Origin of the sequence: Enterobacter sp. UNJFSC 003, from assembly GCF_036903355.1 — a bacterium.
GTDB lineage: Bacteria > Pseudomonadota > Gammaproteobacteria > Enterobacterales > Enterobacteriaceae > Enterobacter.
Window position 1 is genome coordinate 566,906 of record NZ_JBAKHK010000001.1, and the last position, 13,968, is coordinate 580,873.

The 13,968-nt window shown below is 56.0% G+C and carries 14 protein-coding genes; 4 read left to right on the forward strand and 10 right to left on the reverse strand.

The window, feature by feature from the left end; genetic code table 11:
- The first annotated feature begins 108 nt into the window (after nucleotides 1-108).
- A complete protein-coding gene (locus V5P19_RS02530) occupies nucleotides 109-1,308 on the forward strand; it encodes an MFS transporter (RefSeq protein WP_334399827.1) in 1,200 nt (399 codons plus the stop codon).
- On the opposite strand, the gene mtfA is transcribed toward V5P19_RS02530, so the two are convergent.
- Complete coding sequence (gene mtfA, locus V5P19_RS02535) at nucleotides 1,305-2,102, reverse strand: DgsA anti-repressor MtfA (RefSeq protein WP_334399829.1); 798 nt, start codon at nucleotides 2,100-2,102, stop codon at nucleotides 1,305-1,307. The genes V5P19_RS02530 and mtfA overlap by 4 nt on opposite strands.
- A 640-nt stretch (nucleotides 2,103-2,742) precedes the next feature.
- Here mtfA and V5P19_RS02540 point away from each other — a divergent pair.
- Nucleotides 2,743-3,123 carry a tail fiber domain-containing protein gene (locus V5P19_RS02540; RefSeq protein ID WP_334399831.1) on the forward strand — a complete coding sequence of 127 codons (381 nt, stop codon included), beginning with the start codon at nucleotides 2,743-2,745 and terminating at the stop codon, nucleotides 3,121-3,123.
- A 45-nt stretch (nucleotides 3,124-3,168) separates the two neighbouring features.
- On the opposite strand, the gene V5P19_RS02545 is transcribed toward V5P19_RS02540, so the two are convergent.
- On the reverse strand, nucleotides 3,169-3,711 hold the full coding sequence (locus tag V5P19_RS02545; protein WP_334399833.1) for a chorismate mutase: 543 nt from the start codon (nucleotides 3,709-3,711) through the stop codon (nucleotides 3,169-3,171).
- Nucleotides 3,712-3,997: 286 nt separating this feature from the next.
- Between V5P19_RS02545 and V5P19_RS02550 the strand changes: the two genes are divergently transcribed.
- Nucleotides 3,998-4,672, forward strand: coding sequence for a class I SAM-dependent methyltransferase (locus tag V5P19_RS02550; protein WP_334399835.1), 675 nt, complete (start codon nucleotides 3,998-4,000; stop codon nucleotides 4,670-4,672).
- A gap of 79 nt (nucleotides 4,673-4,751) precedes the next feature.
- On the forward strand, nucleotides 4,752-6,887 hold the full coding sequence (locus tag V5P19_RS02555) for an autotransporter outer membrane beta-barrel domain-containing protein (RefSeq protein WP_334399837.1): 2,136 nt from the start codon (nucleotides 4,752-4,754) through the stop codon (nucleotides 6,885-6,887).
- A 42-nt stretch (nucleotides 6,888-6,929) separates the two neighbouring features.
- Here the strand turns inward: V5P19_RS02555 and V5P19_RS02560 are convergent, their stop codons facing one another.
- The 8 genes from V5P19_RS02560 to fliE are packed head-to-tail and all read right to left on the reverse strand — an operon-like array spanning nucleotide 6,930 to nucleotide 13,880.
- Nucleotides 6,930-7,337: a flagellar protein FlhE gene (locus V5P19_RS02560; protein ID WP_334399838.1), complete on the reverse strand. Its 408-nt coding sequence runs from the start codon at nucleotides 7,335-7,337 to the stop codon at nucleotides 6,930-6,932.
- Nucleotides 7,334-9,427, reverse strand: a complete 2,094-nt coding sequence (gene flhA / locus V5P19_RS02565; protein ID WP_334401112.1) for a flagellar biosynthesis protein FlhA — start codon at nucleotides 9,425-9,427, stop codon at nucleotides 7,334-7,336. The genes V5P19_RS02560 and flhA overlap by 4 nt, the downstream gene beginning before the upstream one ends.
- Nucleotides 9,427-10,572, reverse strand: coding sequence for a flagellar biosynthesis protein FlhB (gene flhB / locus V5P19_RS02570; RefSeq protein ID WP_334399840.1), 1,146 nt, complete (start codon nucleotides 10,570-10,572; stop codon nucleotides 9,427-9,429). Before flhB ends, flhA begins: the two co-directional genes overlap by 1 nt.
- Before the next feature lie 18 nt (nucleotides 10,573-10,590).
- A complete protein-coding gene (gene cheZ, locus V5P19_RS02575; protein ID WP_134347996.1) occupies nucleotides 10,591-11,229 on the reverse strand; it encodes a protein phosphatase CheZ in 639 nt (212 codons plus the stop codon).
- 5 nt (nucleotides 11,230-11,234) lie between these two features.
- Nucleotides 11,235-11,621 carry a chemotaxis response regulator CheY gene (gene cheY / locus V5P19_RS02580; RefSeq protein ID WP_334399843.1) on the reverse strand — a complete coding sequence of 129 codons (387 nt, stop codon included), beginning with the start codon at nucleotides 11,619-11,621 and terminating at the stop codon, nucleotides 11,235-11,237.
- Complete coding sequence (locus tag V5P19_RS02585; protein ID WP_334399845.1) at nucleotides 11,611-12,690, reverse strand: chemotaxis response regulator protein-glutamate methylesterase; 1,080 nt, start codon at nucleotides 12,688-12,690, stop codon at nucleotides 11,611-11,613. Before V5P19_RS02585 ends, cheY begins: the two co-directional genes overlap by 11 nt.
- Complete coding sequence (locus V5P19_RS02590; RefSeq protein ID WP_134347998.1) at nucleotides 12,687-13,541, reverse strand: CheR family methyltransferase; 855 nt, start codon at nucleotides 13,539-13,541, stop codon at nucleotides 12,687-12,689. The genes V5P19_RS02585 and V5P19_RS02590 overlap by 4 nt, the downstream gene beginning before the upstream one ends.
- A 15-nt stretch (nucleotides 13,542-13,556) precedes the next feature.
- The gene (gene fliE, locus V5P19_RS02595) at nucleotides 13,557-13,880 is read right to left on the reverse strand and encodes a flagellar hook-basal body complex protein FliE (RefSeq protein ID WP_334399848.1); all 324 of its coding nucleotides are present in this window, start codon (nucleotides 13,878-13,880) and stop codon (nucleotides 13,557-13,559) included.
- Nucleotides 13,881-13,968: the final 88 nt, after the last annotated feature.

Below are 13,968 nucleotides of genomic sequence, written 5' to 3' on the forward strand. Positions count from 1 at the left end.
TTCTCGTTATGATATTCATTCTGTTTACAGTCGCAACTATTTTTGCAATATTTGTTTTCATAAACTTCATAATTTCCACACATTTAATGACATTACTTTTACATTCTTATGCGCGCCTGTACTGAACCTCTGACGGAAAACGTCGTTCCAAAAGCGAACTGGCCCCTGGCGCTGAGCGCCGGTTTATTGGGGATTGGGCAAAACGGCTTGCTGGTGATGTTGCCTCAGCTGGTCACGTTGACCGGGCTCTCGCTTTCTGTCTGGGCCGGGCTATTAATGTTCGGCTCGATGCTTTTCTTACCTGCTTCCCCCTGGTGGGGACGCCAAAGCGAACGCCATGGCTGTAAGGCCGTGATGCTGGCGTCGTTAAGCGGTTATCTGGTCAGCTTCTGCGTGATGGCGCTGGTCGTCTGGACAATGAGCAACGGTGTGCTGAATGCCGTCTGGGGCATGGCGGGACTGGTCCTTTCACGCACGCTGTACGGCCTGACCGTGTCGGGGCTGGTGCCTGCGGCACAAACGTGGGCGATTCAACGTGCGGGTCTGGATAAGCGAATGGCCGCGCTGGCGACGATAAGCTCGGGCCTCAGCTGCGGCCGCCTGCTGGGGCCGCCTCTGGCAGCGCTGATGCTCAGCGTTAACCCCGTGGCGCCGCTCTGGCTGATGGCAATGGCGCCGTTTATCGCGTTACTGCTGGTGCTGCGTGAGGTCGCCGATCCGCCGCTGCCGCCTGTGGCCCATCAGGCTACCCGTCTCCAGGCATCGATGCTGCCGTATCTGTTACTGGCGCTGCTGCTGGCGGCACTGGTGAGCTTAATGCAGCTCGGCCTGTCGCCGCATCTTTACCCGCTGCTGGAGGGGAATGCCGTGCAAGTTAGCCATCATGTTGCGCTGCTGCTCAGCCTTGCCGCACTGGCCACGCTCGCTGCCCAGTTTTTGGTGGTTCGTCCGCAGCATTTTAGCCCAAGGGTATTACTGTGCATGGCGGCGGTGCTGATGGCGGCGGGGCTTGGGCTGATGTGTATCGCGGATGTGGCGCTGTTCTACGTGGGGATTGTCATTACCTCGCTGGGCGCTGCGATGGCAACGCCGGGGTATCAGCTGTTGCTGAACGATCGGCTGACAACGGGCAAAGGGGCGGGGGTTATCGCCACCAGCCATACGTTAGGATATGGCGTAAGCGCGCTGTTGGTGCCTGTGGTGACCCGCTTTTACGGTGAACAGCTTTTGATGAATACGGCCTGGGGAATGGCCCTGCTGTTTTTAGCGATAAGCCTGTGGGTACGGTCAGCCGACCGTACCCCTTAATGGACCTGTCGGGCTGAATTGCCTGCGGAATCTTCGTTTTGCCGCAGGCGCAGCAGCGGGTCTTGCTGGTAGAACTGGCAAAAACGCTGCCACAGCGCGGGAAAACGCGGGGCAAAAAGCTCAGGAGCGCTGAAGAAATATTCTGACAGCACTGCGAAGCACTCGGCAGGATCGGTTGCCGCATAAGCGTCAATGCTGGCCGCGCTTTCGCCCACCAGGTCGATCTCATCCTGGATGTTATCCATCGCCGCATGCAGGTCGTGCTCCCATCCTGCCACTTCACGAAGCGGGATCAGGGGAACACCGCTGGCGCGATCGCCGTTGCGGGTGTCGAGCTTATGCGCGACCTCATGAATAATCAGGTTGAATCCGGATGCATCAAACGAGTCCTGGATATCGAGCCAGTTAAGAATAATAGGGCCTTGCTGCCAGCTTTGCCCGGACTGAACCATGCGCTGGTTGTGTACCAGGCCGATATCATCTTCCCACTCGTCATCGACGATAAACGGTGCCGGGTAAATCAGCACTTCATGGAAGCCATCCAGCCACTCGATACCGAGTTCCAGAACCGGTAAGCAGAACAGCAGGGCGATGCGCGTATTTTTGAGAGGATCCAGTTCAAAACCCTGAAGCGGAACCAGGCGCTTTTGCTGTAAAAAACGCTCCGCCAGGGGGATCAGTTTTGACTGTTCGTCCGGTGCGAGGTTAGCCAGAACAGGTATCGCCAGTGCCTCATCCCACGGCAATGCCGCGCTTTGACCAGCTTCGTTTGATTTCCAGGGCCACTTAATCATCGCTGTGCTCGCAAACTCGTCACGTGAACAAAATTGAAAGGTCAGGTTCCGTTAACATGCCAAATAACCCGGTATGAAGGCAACAACAAATGTCGAGAAGTCGGAATGGCAGGAGGGGCCGACCTCTCTCAGCCACTATTCAAACACTTATCCTCATTCTTTTCAGTGACAAAAATCCCATTGAGCACAAAAGAGGATCAGGCAGCGGTCTTCATGGCCTTGTTCAACATCAGACTACCCAGGCGCTGCGGCGTCAATCGAGTACGCCACCTCAATTGAGGGTTCACGCTTTGTTTGGCACACCGTCAGGCCCATTGCCGTAATCAACAAAATAACAGTTCTCATGATTACCCTTGTGAGAGTAAGGGGGGCAATATTTTACGCGATGCGTCTCGGTTCCAAATGTGTAATAAACGAATATAACTGAATATCGGTAATGTTTTTATCCAGCTAATGATGTTGTTATTTATTTTCGATAATTACGCTCAATAATAAACGCTTATTGTCCAATGATGCGTATGGTTTGAAATAAGAAATGTTGCTACCGTTTAATTGTCAGTGCGGGCATATCTTGCTGATACTCTTATTTTTAAATGCACACCCCTGAATATCCAGTGTCTCACACATATATGGAGCGTTTATGTTGTTAAAGAAAACTGCGTTTGTTGTTATCCCTATGATGTTCTCCTCCCTCGCCTGGGCCGATGCCGGCTCCCAATGCTGTCCTTTCAGTGATGAAAGTCTGAAAGAAGATATTCGTCCTCTTGAAGGCTCCCTGGATAAAATTCTCCAGCTGGAAGGGGTTTCTTATACCTGGAAAGAGAATAAAAGCCAGGATGTCGGATTAATCGCCCAGAATGTTGAAAAGGTATACCCGGAACTGGTCAAAACGGAGGGGGGGAAAAAGCAGGTCGATTATCAAAAGCTGGTTGCCCCGCTGATTGAGGCCGTACGTGAACAGCAAAATGAAATTAAGGCATTAAAGGCTGATGTTGCACAGTGTGCATTGAAAAATAAGTAATTAACTCGCGAGCCCGTCGTAAACATGACGGGCTCAGGCAGACAGTTAGCGACGTTTAATCTTCCCGAGTGCGTCGATGAGCTGCGCCTTCTCAAGCGATGATATCTGCTTATCATTCAGCAAGCGGGACAGCGTGCGGTCCTGCTCTTCACCAAATCCGCCACCGGTCATGATTTGACGGCTAATCAGGTTCAGGATGGTGTTATCCAGGTCAATAATTTGCGCTCTTACCTCTGCCAGAGGGCGGGGCTGCCACCCTTTTTCAGGCTGCAAACGCCAGCTATCAAGATAGCGATACTGGATGTTTTTACTGACAGCCATCTGTGTCTGCACAAACGCATCAATACTCTGCGGATCCAGCATGACGTCGCGGGCGGCGTCCTGCGCTTTCAGAAGAACATTCTTTTCTCTGGGTAGATCCTCAATCGGAAGGTGGTTTGCAGCCTTATAGCCTGCCACATCCTTCATCACCTCGAATCGCGTGTTTAATGCCTCTGCCAGCTCAGGAAGGGTTGCGGCGTTCACGGAGGCGGCCAGAGATGAACCACACATTAAAATTGATGAAACCACAACAGCGAAATAGCGCACGGTTATTCTCCCGACAATATGAGTTGGAGATCTATTATGGCAGCATGTTTATGACAGGCAATCGTTTATAGCGTTAATAAACGAGCGTATTTGTAAGCATTTCAGAGGTTCGGGCAGTAAATAAAAAATTCTGATAAATAAAGTCACTATATCGCCATATCAACAGAATGAACTTTTGATAGCATGAGAAGGCATAATTTATGTCACACCCAATTACCTTCTACTTCTCAATAAGAAGGTCACGCAATGTGGCCTTCTTTACTGCACCGATTGCGCAGAGGATCCTATGAACACTAAAACACGTGACGGTATAAAGGCCTATACCCCCCTCTCACTGAAACTCTATGACTGGTGGGTTCTTCGCGTTTCCAACCGCTATGCCTGGAAATGCGCTACCGAGCGACATCTTATTCCCCATTTCAGAAATAACATGAAAAATAACCACCTCGATGTGGGTGTCGGAACCGGATATTACCTGACATATACGCCAGATTCCTGCACTATTTCGCTGCTCGATTTGAATATCTCAAGTCTTGAGGCGGCGAATGCACGCGTGGGCAGAAACAGGGTTAAGGCGTCCATATTGCATGACGTATTCGAACCCTATCCATCAAATCTTCAAGAGCAATTTGACTCCGTGTCGATGTTTTATCTTCTCCACTGCCTGCCCGGCGAAATGAGCGATAAAGCTGAGGTGATTGCCCACGCCAGTTCGGCGTTAACGAAAGAAGGGTGTTTATTTGGCGCGACCATTCTGGGTGACGAGGCGGGTCACAATGTGTTCGGGCGAAAACTGATGAAAATTTATAATAAGAAAGGCATCTTTTCTAACCGAACCGACAGCGCAGAGGCGTTAGCCTCTCTTCTCTCCCGTTATTTTCATCATGTGGAGATCGTCGTTGAAGGGCGGGTGGCTCTTTTTAGGGCTGAACGTAAAAAAGAGATGATGTTGGCTGAATAATTTCAGCTGATTGTCTTTTCACCGATGAATAAACAGAGAGGAACACCTCTTTGTTTATTCCTAATGAAAAAGGCAATTGATGAAATCGTTATATCACTACTCTTATCTACGCCGGGCGATCCTTGTTGCACTCCTTGCCACGACCGGCACAACCACTGCTGCCACCCTCATCGATAAAGACACGCTGATTGATGGCAACTCCCCTGACAATGAAGACTATCAGGTTGAAAATGGTGCGACGCTCACAGCAAAGGGGGCGGTTGCCGGTCAAGTGACCATTTCTGACGGACACTTAGCCATGAACGGTGGTCAAATTAATCGCTACCTGATGCTTGATGCTGGCAGTACGGCAACCATAGACAATGCTATCGTGAATTTAGCCGCTCTGATGGGTGATACCCAGCTCCGTAATACGACGATCGAAACACAGCTTATTGTGAATGAGGCCCGGCTTGTCGCGATGCAAATCCGTGCGCAGCAGCTTGTGGCGTATGACGGTGAGGTCGCTGTAGAGAATGGCGTTATTGCCAATGACGACAAAATGTACAGCGGGGCAGTTGATTTTTATGGTACTAACGGCACGTTTATCGGTAGCACCATTAAGGGGTATAAGTCCGGTATACATCTGAACGGAACGAACACCGTTGGTCTTGATGAGTCCAGCGTCTGGGCGGTAAAAGGCCCTGCTTTCATGGTCAGCAGTGGAACTCAACATATTCAGCTGAGAAATGGCAGCACCGCCGGTTCTGAAACGGGCGAGCTTCTGACCGCCAAATATGACAGCGATGTCTCACTGTCACTCAACGCCAGCCAGGCCGCAGGCACCATCCGTGCGGAAGACAACGCCGTGGTTGACGTCGCGCTTGGCAACGGTAGCCACCTTTCCGGGGCGATGATTAACGTCAATTCCCTGTCGCTGGATAACTCCTCCCTCTATGAAATGACGGCGAATTCCGATATCAAGGCGCTCTCTATGGCGGGCGGAACGGTGAAGTTTGCCGCGGGGGAGGAATACGGCACGCTGACGCTCGGCACGCTCTCCGGCAACGGCCATTTTATGATGAATGCCGATGTGCTGACCGGTCAGGGCGATCTGCTGGATATCTCCGACAGTGCCACCGGGAAACACACCCTGCACGTGGCCGCCAGCGGTCGTGAAGCGACAAGCAGCGATACCCTGACGCTGGTGCGTACCGCGGCTGGAGACGCAGAATTTACGCTGAACGGCGGTCGCCTGGATGTCGGCGCCTGGCAGCAAACGCTTGTGCGTAACGGTAATTGCTGGGAGCTGGTTCAGGCGGGCTCAACCTCTGCCTCGACCGATGCGATGCTCTCTATGGCTTCCGCCCCGCAGTTTATCCACGAAAATGAACTTAACGTCCTGCGCTCGCGTCTTGACGACACCCGCGCCCAGCCGCAGTCCGGCATGTGGGGTAGCGTGCTGCACGGCCGCAGTGATGTCGAGGGTGGCTGGGGTTCTGCATACCGCCTGGAACAAAACGGCATGATGCTGGGCGGCGACAAGGTGACCTCCGTTGCCGCAGGCGATCTGACCACGGGCGCCTGGCTGAGCCAGTCAACCGGCCAGGTTAAGCATGCCCGCGGTGGCCAGAGTCGGGTCACCAGCTACGGCGGCGGTCTGTATGCCACGTTAAACTCCGCTAACGGTTGGTACACCCGCGGATCCGCACAGATTAACCATTTTGACAACACGCTGAGTGCCCGCATGAGCGATGGCGGCACAGCGCGTGCAAACTGGAACAGCTGGGGATACGGACTGGGTCTGGAAGCGGGCCGTCATATCGCCCTCAGCGATGCCACGCGTCTGACGCCGTTTGCGGGTCTCGACGGCTGGATGACCCCGTCTGAGTACGTCAAACTGAACAACGGGATGACTGCAGAAACGGGTGACGGACGTTCGCTGCAGGCGCAAGCGGGTCTGCGGGTGACCACCGGTCTCGAGGCTGGTGAGATGCAGGTCATGCCTTATGCGACGGCGGCGCTGAGCCAGGGGCTGGTGAAAAATGGCAGCACGCGAATTAACGAGACCTATGACTTTACCAATGATTTCACCGGCACGGGCGGTAAGTTCACGGGCGGTATCAGCGTGATGATTACGCCATCAACCCAGGTCTGGCTGGATGCGAGCTACGCGAAAAGCGAGCACGTTGAGTCGCCGGTCGTGGGGAATGTGGGGCTGCGCGTCGATTTCTAAGAAGAGCAGCGTGCTTTACCGGCAAACCGGTAAAGCACGCGCTTAACGTGGATTGCGATAACTCACCGTGATCTGATTACTCAGCACCGTCAGCGGCACGTTGAGGCGACCTCCCGCCACGGAATAGTACTCGAAACGAAACGGCCCTGCTGCGGACATCCCCGCAGGCAGAGGCTGCTCTCCGGCAACGCCGGGTAACGTCAGGCAGCGTGTGGCGCTGCACAGGCGAATGCGAAACCCGACGGGGGTCAGACCGTCCATATGAATTTTCCAGTGTACATGCGATGCAACAGCGCTGGCCGACAGGGAAGAGGGGCTGTGTACCGGTTTGCTTTTCACGACCATCTGACCATGGGTCATCACACCGCCAAAGCTCTCACCGCTCCACGATCCGTCCGCCGCCCGCGCCAGCGGCGAAACCAGCACCAGCCCCAGCATTAATCGCCTCATCCTTTGCCCCCAATCAGATACGTCATCCGCACATTGCGCTGGGTGTTAATCTCCTGGCTGGAAAGCACTGCCAGCTGCGGGAAGATGCGGCGCAGGTAGCGCGAGAGCATCTGGCGCAGGGCCGGATTCACCAACAGCACCGGCGGTGCGCCTAATCCTTCCTGGTGCAGCAGCGCTTGTTCGGTCTGCTTCATCAGGTTTTCGGCAATGCCCGGCTCAATGGCGCTTCCGCTCTGGGTCGCCTGGATCAGCAGCTGCTCCAGCGAAAGATCCAGGCCAATCAGCTGAATGTCGTCCTCGCCCGGGAACCACTGCTGGGTAATCGCCCGGGAAAGCCGCGCCCGCACGCGGGTGGTCAGCTCATCGGCATCGCTCTGGGCGGTGGCAAACTCCGCCAGCGTATCGATAATGGTGCGCATATCGCGAATCGGTACGCGCTCGGCAAGCAGGTTCTGCAGCACTTTGTGCAGCGTGGTCAGGCTGATGACCGCCGGGATCAAATCTTCCACCAGTTTCGGCGAGTTTTTGGTGATCTGGTCGAGCAGCTGCTGCGCCTCCTGACGGCCAAACAGCTCCTCGGTATGGGTGGCGATCAGATGGTTGAGGTGCGTTGCCACCACTGAACTCGGGTCAACTACCGTGTAGCCCAGCGTCTGCGCCAGTTCGCGGTGAACCTCGTCAATCCACAGGGCCGGTAGACCAAAGGTGGGTTCGGTGCACGGCGTGCCGGGAACCTCGCCCTCGGCGCAGCCAGGGTTGATCGCCATCCAGCGATCCGGCTGAACTTCACCAGAACCAATGTTGACCCCTTTAAGCAGGATGCGATAGTGCGTTGGCGCCAGATCCAGGTTGTCACGAATATGCACGGCGGGGGGGAGGAAGCCCATCTGTTGGGCGAATTTCTTGCGAATGCCGCGCACGCGGGTCAACAGCTGGCCCTGCTGCTCGTGATCCACCATCGGGATCAGTCGATAACCCACTTCCAGACCCAGCGTATCTTCCATTTGCACGTCAGACCAGGTGGCTTCGTTGACCTGCGCCACGTCAGCGTCCGCCGCATCGGCATCTGACATTGTACCCGGGGATTTTTTCGCTTCACCTTCGCGGCCGCGCAGCCACCAGGCGACACCCAGCAGCGCGGCGGTAAACAGCAGGAACACAAAGTTAGGCATACCGGGGATCAGCCCCAGCAGGCCAATCACGCCCGCCGCCAGCACAATCACGCGCGGAGAGGTGAACAGCTGGCCCACCATCTGCTCGCCCACGTCCTGATCGTTGGCGACGCGGGTCACCACCACACCAGCGGCGGTGGAGATCACCAGCCCCGGGATCTGCGCCACCAGACCATCACCGATGGTCAGCAGGGTATAGGTTTCACCGGCCACGCCCACGGACATGTCATGCTGCATTACGCCGATCACCAGACCACCAATAATATTGATGGCCATAATCAGCAGCCCGGCGATGGCATCGCCGCGCACAAACTTACTTGCACCGTCCATCGAGCCGTAGAAATCCGCTTCCTGCGTCACCTCTTTACGGCGGCGTTTGGCTTCCTCTTCACCGATCAGTCCGGCATTGAGATCGGCGTCAATCGCCATCTGCTTGCCCGGCATCCCGTCGAGAGAAAAGCGCGCACCCACTTCCGCAATACGTCCGGCACCCTTGGTGATCACCATAAAGTTAATGATGATCAGAATGATGAACACGATGATACCGATGGCGAAATTGCCGCCCACCAGGAAGTGACCGAAGGCTTCTACCACCTGGCCTGCCGCATCGGAGCCGGTATGGCCGTGCATCAGGATCACACGCGTTGAGGCGACGTTAAGCGCCAGACGCAGCAGGGTGGAGAACAGCAGCACCGTCGGGAACGCCGAAAACTCCAGCGTGTTCTGGGTAAACATGGCGACCAGCAGGATCATGATCGACAGCACGATATTGAAGGTAAACAGCAGGTCCAGCACGAAGGTCGGCAGCGGCAGGATCATCATCGCCAGGATGGTCATGATCAGTACCGGCCCGGCCAGCACCTGCCACTGGGTTTCCTTCATGTTGGGTAATCGTAATTTGGTGGCGATATTGGCCATCACTTTCTACTCTCTTGTGCAAAATCCATCCCCGTCGGAACGGGAAGATCTTTAGGTGTCAGCGGACGTAAGCCATAGCCTTTACGCCAGCGCTTAAGGCCATAAACCCAGGCCAGCACTTCCGCCACCGCGCTGTACAGCTCGGCGGGAACCGGTGTGCCGGGTTCGCAATGGCGATACAGGGCGCGCGCCAGCGGCGGCGCCTCAAGCATAGGGACCCGGTTCTCTTCGGCCAGTTCGCGGATGCGCAAGGCAATCAGCCCGCTACCGCTGGCAACCACCATCGGCGCGCCCATGGCACCTTCCTGATACTTCAGGGCGACCGAATAGTGGGTCGGGTTATTCACCACCACGTCAGCGGTGGGGACATCGGTCATCATTCGCTGTTGCGCCATCTGACGCTGCAGCTGGCGAATCTTGCTTTTGATCAGCGGGTCGCCTTCCTGATTTTTGAATTCGTCTTTGATTTCCTTCAGGCTCATGCGCAGCTTCTTGAAGTTGCTCCAGAGCTGGTAAACCACGTCGAACACCACCATCGGGATCAGCGATAAAATAATGACCAGCATGCAGCCCATCAGCAGGGCGCTGATATCGCCCAGCGCCATGCGCAGCGGTTCATACATCAGGCTGATAAATTTCCCTTTGTTGAACCACAAAAACAGCCCGCCGCCGATGGCTGCAAGCGTCACCTTCAGAATGCTCTTCACCATCTCCGACACCATCTGCGCGGAAAAAAGACGCTTGATGCCGCTGATCGGGTTGAGCTTTTTGACGTTAAATTTGAGGGCCTTGGCGCTCATATTCAGGCCGCCAATCAGCGACGGCGTGGCGACAGCGGTCAAAAACAGCCCGCCCACGAACGGCAGCAGGGCCAGAAAGGCGATCCCCAGCAGCGATGCGGCGTGATGCAGCATCTGCTGCGGGTCGCTGACTAACAGCCGGTCAAACGTTAAGCCGTTATGCAGCAGGTGCTGCAGCTGTTTTGCCAGCCAGCCGCCCGCCACCAGCAGCAACCCCCAGCCTGCCAGCAGCATGAGTACGCTCGTCAGCTCGCGCGATCGGGGAACCTGTCCCTCTTCGCGCGCTTTTTGCTTTCGGTGGGGTGTGGGGTCTTCTGTTTTTTCGCTGTCGTTTTGTTCTGACATGACATTCGCCCGGCGGGATTAGAAGCCGAGTGACTCCAGCAGATCGTCCACCTGCTCCTGAGACGCCACAATGCCCTCGGCGCGGGTATCGATCTGCGGACCGTTCTTTAGATGCGCATCACCGGCGGCGGCGCTGGCGTCGCGTTCGTTCATGTTTTCCACCAGCACGCTGATAAGCTCTTTCTCAACGGTCTCAATCACGTGCATCAGGCTTTGCAGCACCTGACCGGTGAGATCCTGGAAATCCTGCGCCATCATGATTTCGGTCAGCTGACGGTTGGTCTGCTGGGTCTTCTCCGGCACGTCGTGCAGGAAGGCGCGGGTCGCTTTGACCAGCTCGCGGGCATCATCCAGCGGCTGCGGGTTTTCAAACCAGGCGTCCCAGCGGGCGCTCAGCGCGGTAGCGTTATCGCTCAGCCCTTCCTGCAGGGGACGCGCCACTTCCACGCTGGTCAGCGCGCGATCGGCGGCCTGCGACGTCTTGCCGACCACATAGTTGAGGCGGTCGCGAGTGTTCGGAAAGGCATCTGCGACTTCCATAATCGCCTGTTCCAGACCGAGGTTCGCCATGCTGTCGCGCAGCAGACGGGTCAGCTGTCCGATGCGAACAAAAATCTCTGTGGCGTTATCCGCCTGCATATTTAACGGGGAGTTCATAAGGGTTACCCGAGTTTTTCAAAGATTTTGCCGAGCTTTTCTTCCAGCGTGGCAGCGGTAAACGGCTTAACGATGTAGCCATTGGCGCCCGCCTGTGCGGCCGCGATGATGTTCTCTTTCTTCGCTTCCGCGGTCACCATCAGGACCGGTAGCTTTGACATCGCCGCATCGCTGCGGATGGTTTTCAGCAGCTCCAGCCCGTCGATATTGGGCATGTTCCAGTCGCTGACGACGAAATCGAATTTGTCAGCGCGCAGCTTGTTGAGCGCGTCCTGACCGTCTTCGGCCTCGTCAATGTGCTTGTAGCCCAGATCCTGCAGCAGGTTTCGTACGATGCGTCGCATGGTGGCAAAGTCGTCAACCACCAGAAAACGCAAATTTTTATCCGACATGGGGGGTATCTCCTGAACGTCGTGAGTCGGTCTTGGAAAGGTTATGTTTATGGAAACTGTCCAGTAAGCACTGGCTGATATCGTCGAGGTCGACGACCTTCTTCGCTGCGCCCAGCGCAATCGCCTCACGCGGCATGCCGAATACCACGCAGGTGGCTTCGCTCTGTGCAAGGGTAAAGGCGCCGGTCTGGCGCAAGTGCAGCAGGCCGCGCGCGCCGTCCGCGCCCATGCCGGTCAGCAGGGCGGCGCTGGCGTGTTTGCTGGCCTGACGCGCCACGGAGTCAAACAGCACATCCACCGACGGACGATGACGATTCACCGGCTGGGCATCGCTGAGCCTGACCCGGTAGCCGTTGTCCTGGCAGATGACCTCCATGTGGCGATCGCCCGGCGCAATCAGCGCGGTGCCCGGTAAAACCGGTTCACCATCCTGTGCTTCGCGCACCGCAATCTGGCACAGCGAGTCGAGTCGCTGGGCGAAAGAGTGGGTGAAACCGGCTGGCATATGTTGGGCGATGACAATGCCCGGCGTACTGACAGGAAGCGTCATCAACACCCGGCGCAGCGCCTCTGTGCCACCCGTGGACGAACCGATGGCGATAATGCTCTGTTGACGCACGGGTATACCGGCGAGGATCGGTCTGGCGTCGGCGCTATGCTGTGCCAGCTTCGCGCGAGCCGCGATGCGGATCTTGTCCACCACCAGCTGGCTCCAGCTGTCGATATTCTCCGCGCCGCGGTGCTCCGGCTTGGGCAGAAAATCCACCGCACCGTGCTCCAGCGCGGTCATAGTGGCTTTCGACCCCCGGGTGGTCAGGGAGGAGACCATAATCACCGGCATCGGGCGCAGGCGCATCAGGCGGGAGAGAAACTCCAGCCCGTCCATCCGCGGCATGTCGATATCCAGCGTCAGCACGTCCGGGTTAAGCTGCTTAATCAGCTCCCGTGCGATAAACGCGTCCGGCGCCGTGCCGACCATTTCCATATCAGGCTGCTGATTGACCACCGCGCTGAGCATGTTACGCATCAGGGCGGAATCATCGACCGCCAGCACACGAATTGCCTTCACCGTGTGGCCTCCGTCAGTTCATACACCGACTGCCCCCGCAGGCGCAGCGGAATATGTGGATAGTTAAAGTGTTCCGAATGACCCACAAACAGCAGGCCACCCGGCTTAAGCAGACGCGCAAAGCGCTGCAGCAGACGCTGCTGCGTCGGCGCGTCGAAATAAATCATCACGTTGCGGCAGAAAATGGCGTCGAACGGCCCGGGAACGGACCACTTTTCATCGAGTAAATTAAGCTGCTGGTAGTGAATGGCCGACAGCAGTTCCCGCCGGGCTTTCACCCATTCGCTGTTGTCGCCCGCCCCGCGCAGAAAGTAGTGGCGCTTTTGCGCCAGCGTCAGCGCGTCCAGGTCGCTCAGTCGGTAGACGCCCGCTTCGGCCTTAGCCAGCACCTCAGTGTCGATATCCGACGCCCAGAGGCGCGGCCCGGCCACCGACGCGCCAAGCTGTTCGTTCAGCGTCATGGCGATAGAGCAGGGCTCTTCCCCCGTTGAGGCGGCGGTACACCAGACGCGATAGCCGCTAGCGCGCTGGCGCGCATGTTCCGCGAGGATCGGGAAGTGATACGCCTCGCGGAAAAAGGAGGTCAGGTTGGTGGTCAGCGCGTTGATAAAGTTCTGCCATTCCGGGTGCTCTGAGTGCGACTCAAGAAGGCCGATATACTCGCTGAACGTGGCCAGCCCCAGCGTGCGCACGCGACGAGAGAGACGATTAAAAATCATCTCTCGCTTTTGCGCGTTGACGACAATGCCGGCGCGCTTATAGATTAATTTCCCGACACGCTGTAATTCGCTGTCAGTCAGAGAAAGCGTATTCAGGGATAAGCGTGCAGGCGTGCTGTTAATTTCACTCATAGAAGGGGGCAGACCTTAAACCGGGGTATTCATTATTTCCTGGTACGCGCCAATCATCTTATTTCGCGCCTGCATACCAAAGCTAAATGAAATAGAGGATTTCTGCATCGCCAGCATCACGTCATTCAGGGCAATATCGTGACTTCCAGACATCCATTGCTGTGTTTTGCTCTTTGCCTCAACCTGGGTTTTATTTATTTCGTTAATGCTGTTAAATAAAACGTCAGAAAAGGCGGGGGCGTCACCGCGCGAGGTGTGGCGCTGGTTAGACGGGCCGCTGACCTGCTGCGCCTGGGTTTGTATTTGATCGAGTACGCCACGCATTAATGTCGCTGACATTTTTCAATTCCTGATTAATGGGATAAAAGCCACTGTTTATTGCACATCTTTTAAACGTCGACAGCTTAACACGTCTTTAAAAACCTCA

Bases quoted from the DNA above. Each gene is read 5' to 3' on its own strand.
- V5P19_RS02530 (WP_334399827.1), top strand. From the start codon at position 109: ATGCGCGCCTGTACTGAACCTCTGACGGAAAACGTCGTTCCAAAAGCG.
- mtfA (WP_334399829.1), bottom strand. From the start codon at position 2,102: ATGATTAAGTGGCCCTGGAAATCAAACGAAGCTGGTCAAAGCGCGGCA.
- V5P19_RS02540 (WP_334399831.1), top strand. From the start codon at position 2,743: ATGTTGTTAAAGAAAACTGCGTTTGTTGTTATCCCTATGATGTTCTCC.
- V5P19_RS02550 (WP_334399835.1), top strand. From the start codon at position 3,998: ATGAACACTAAAACACGTGACGGTATAAAGGCCTATACCCCCCTCTCA.
- V5P19_RS02555 (WP_334399837.1), top strand. From the start codon at position 4,752: ATGAAATCGTTATATCACTACTCTTATCTACGCCGGGCGATCCTTGTT.
- V5P19_RS02560 (WP_334399838.1), bottom strand. From the start codon at position 7,337: ATGAGGCGATTAATGCTGGGGCTGGTGCTGGTTTCGCCGCTGGCGCGG.
- flhA (WP_334401112.1), bottom strand. From the start codon at position 9,427: ATGGCCAATATCGCCACCAAATTACGATTACCCAACATGAAGGAAACC.
- flhB (WP_334399840.1), bottom strand. From the start codon at position 10,572: ATGTCAGAACAAAACGACAGCGAAAAAACAGAAGACCCCACACCCCAC.
- cheZ (WP_134347996.1), bottom strand. From the start codon at position 11,229: ATGAACTCCCCGTTAAATATGCAGGCGGATAACGCCACAGAGATTTTT.
- cheY (WP_334399843.1), bottom strand. From the start codon at position 11,621: ATGTCGGATAAAAATTTGCGTTTTCTGGTGGTTGACGACTTTGCCACC.
- V5P19_RS02590 (WP_134347998.1), bottom strand. From the start codon at position 13,541: ATGAGTGAAATTAACAGCACGCCTGCACGCTTATCCCTGAATACGCTT.
- fliE (WP_334399848.1), bottom strand. From the start codon at position 13,880: ATGTCAGCGACATTAATGCGTGGCGTACTCGATCAAATACAAACCCAG.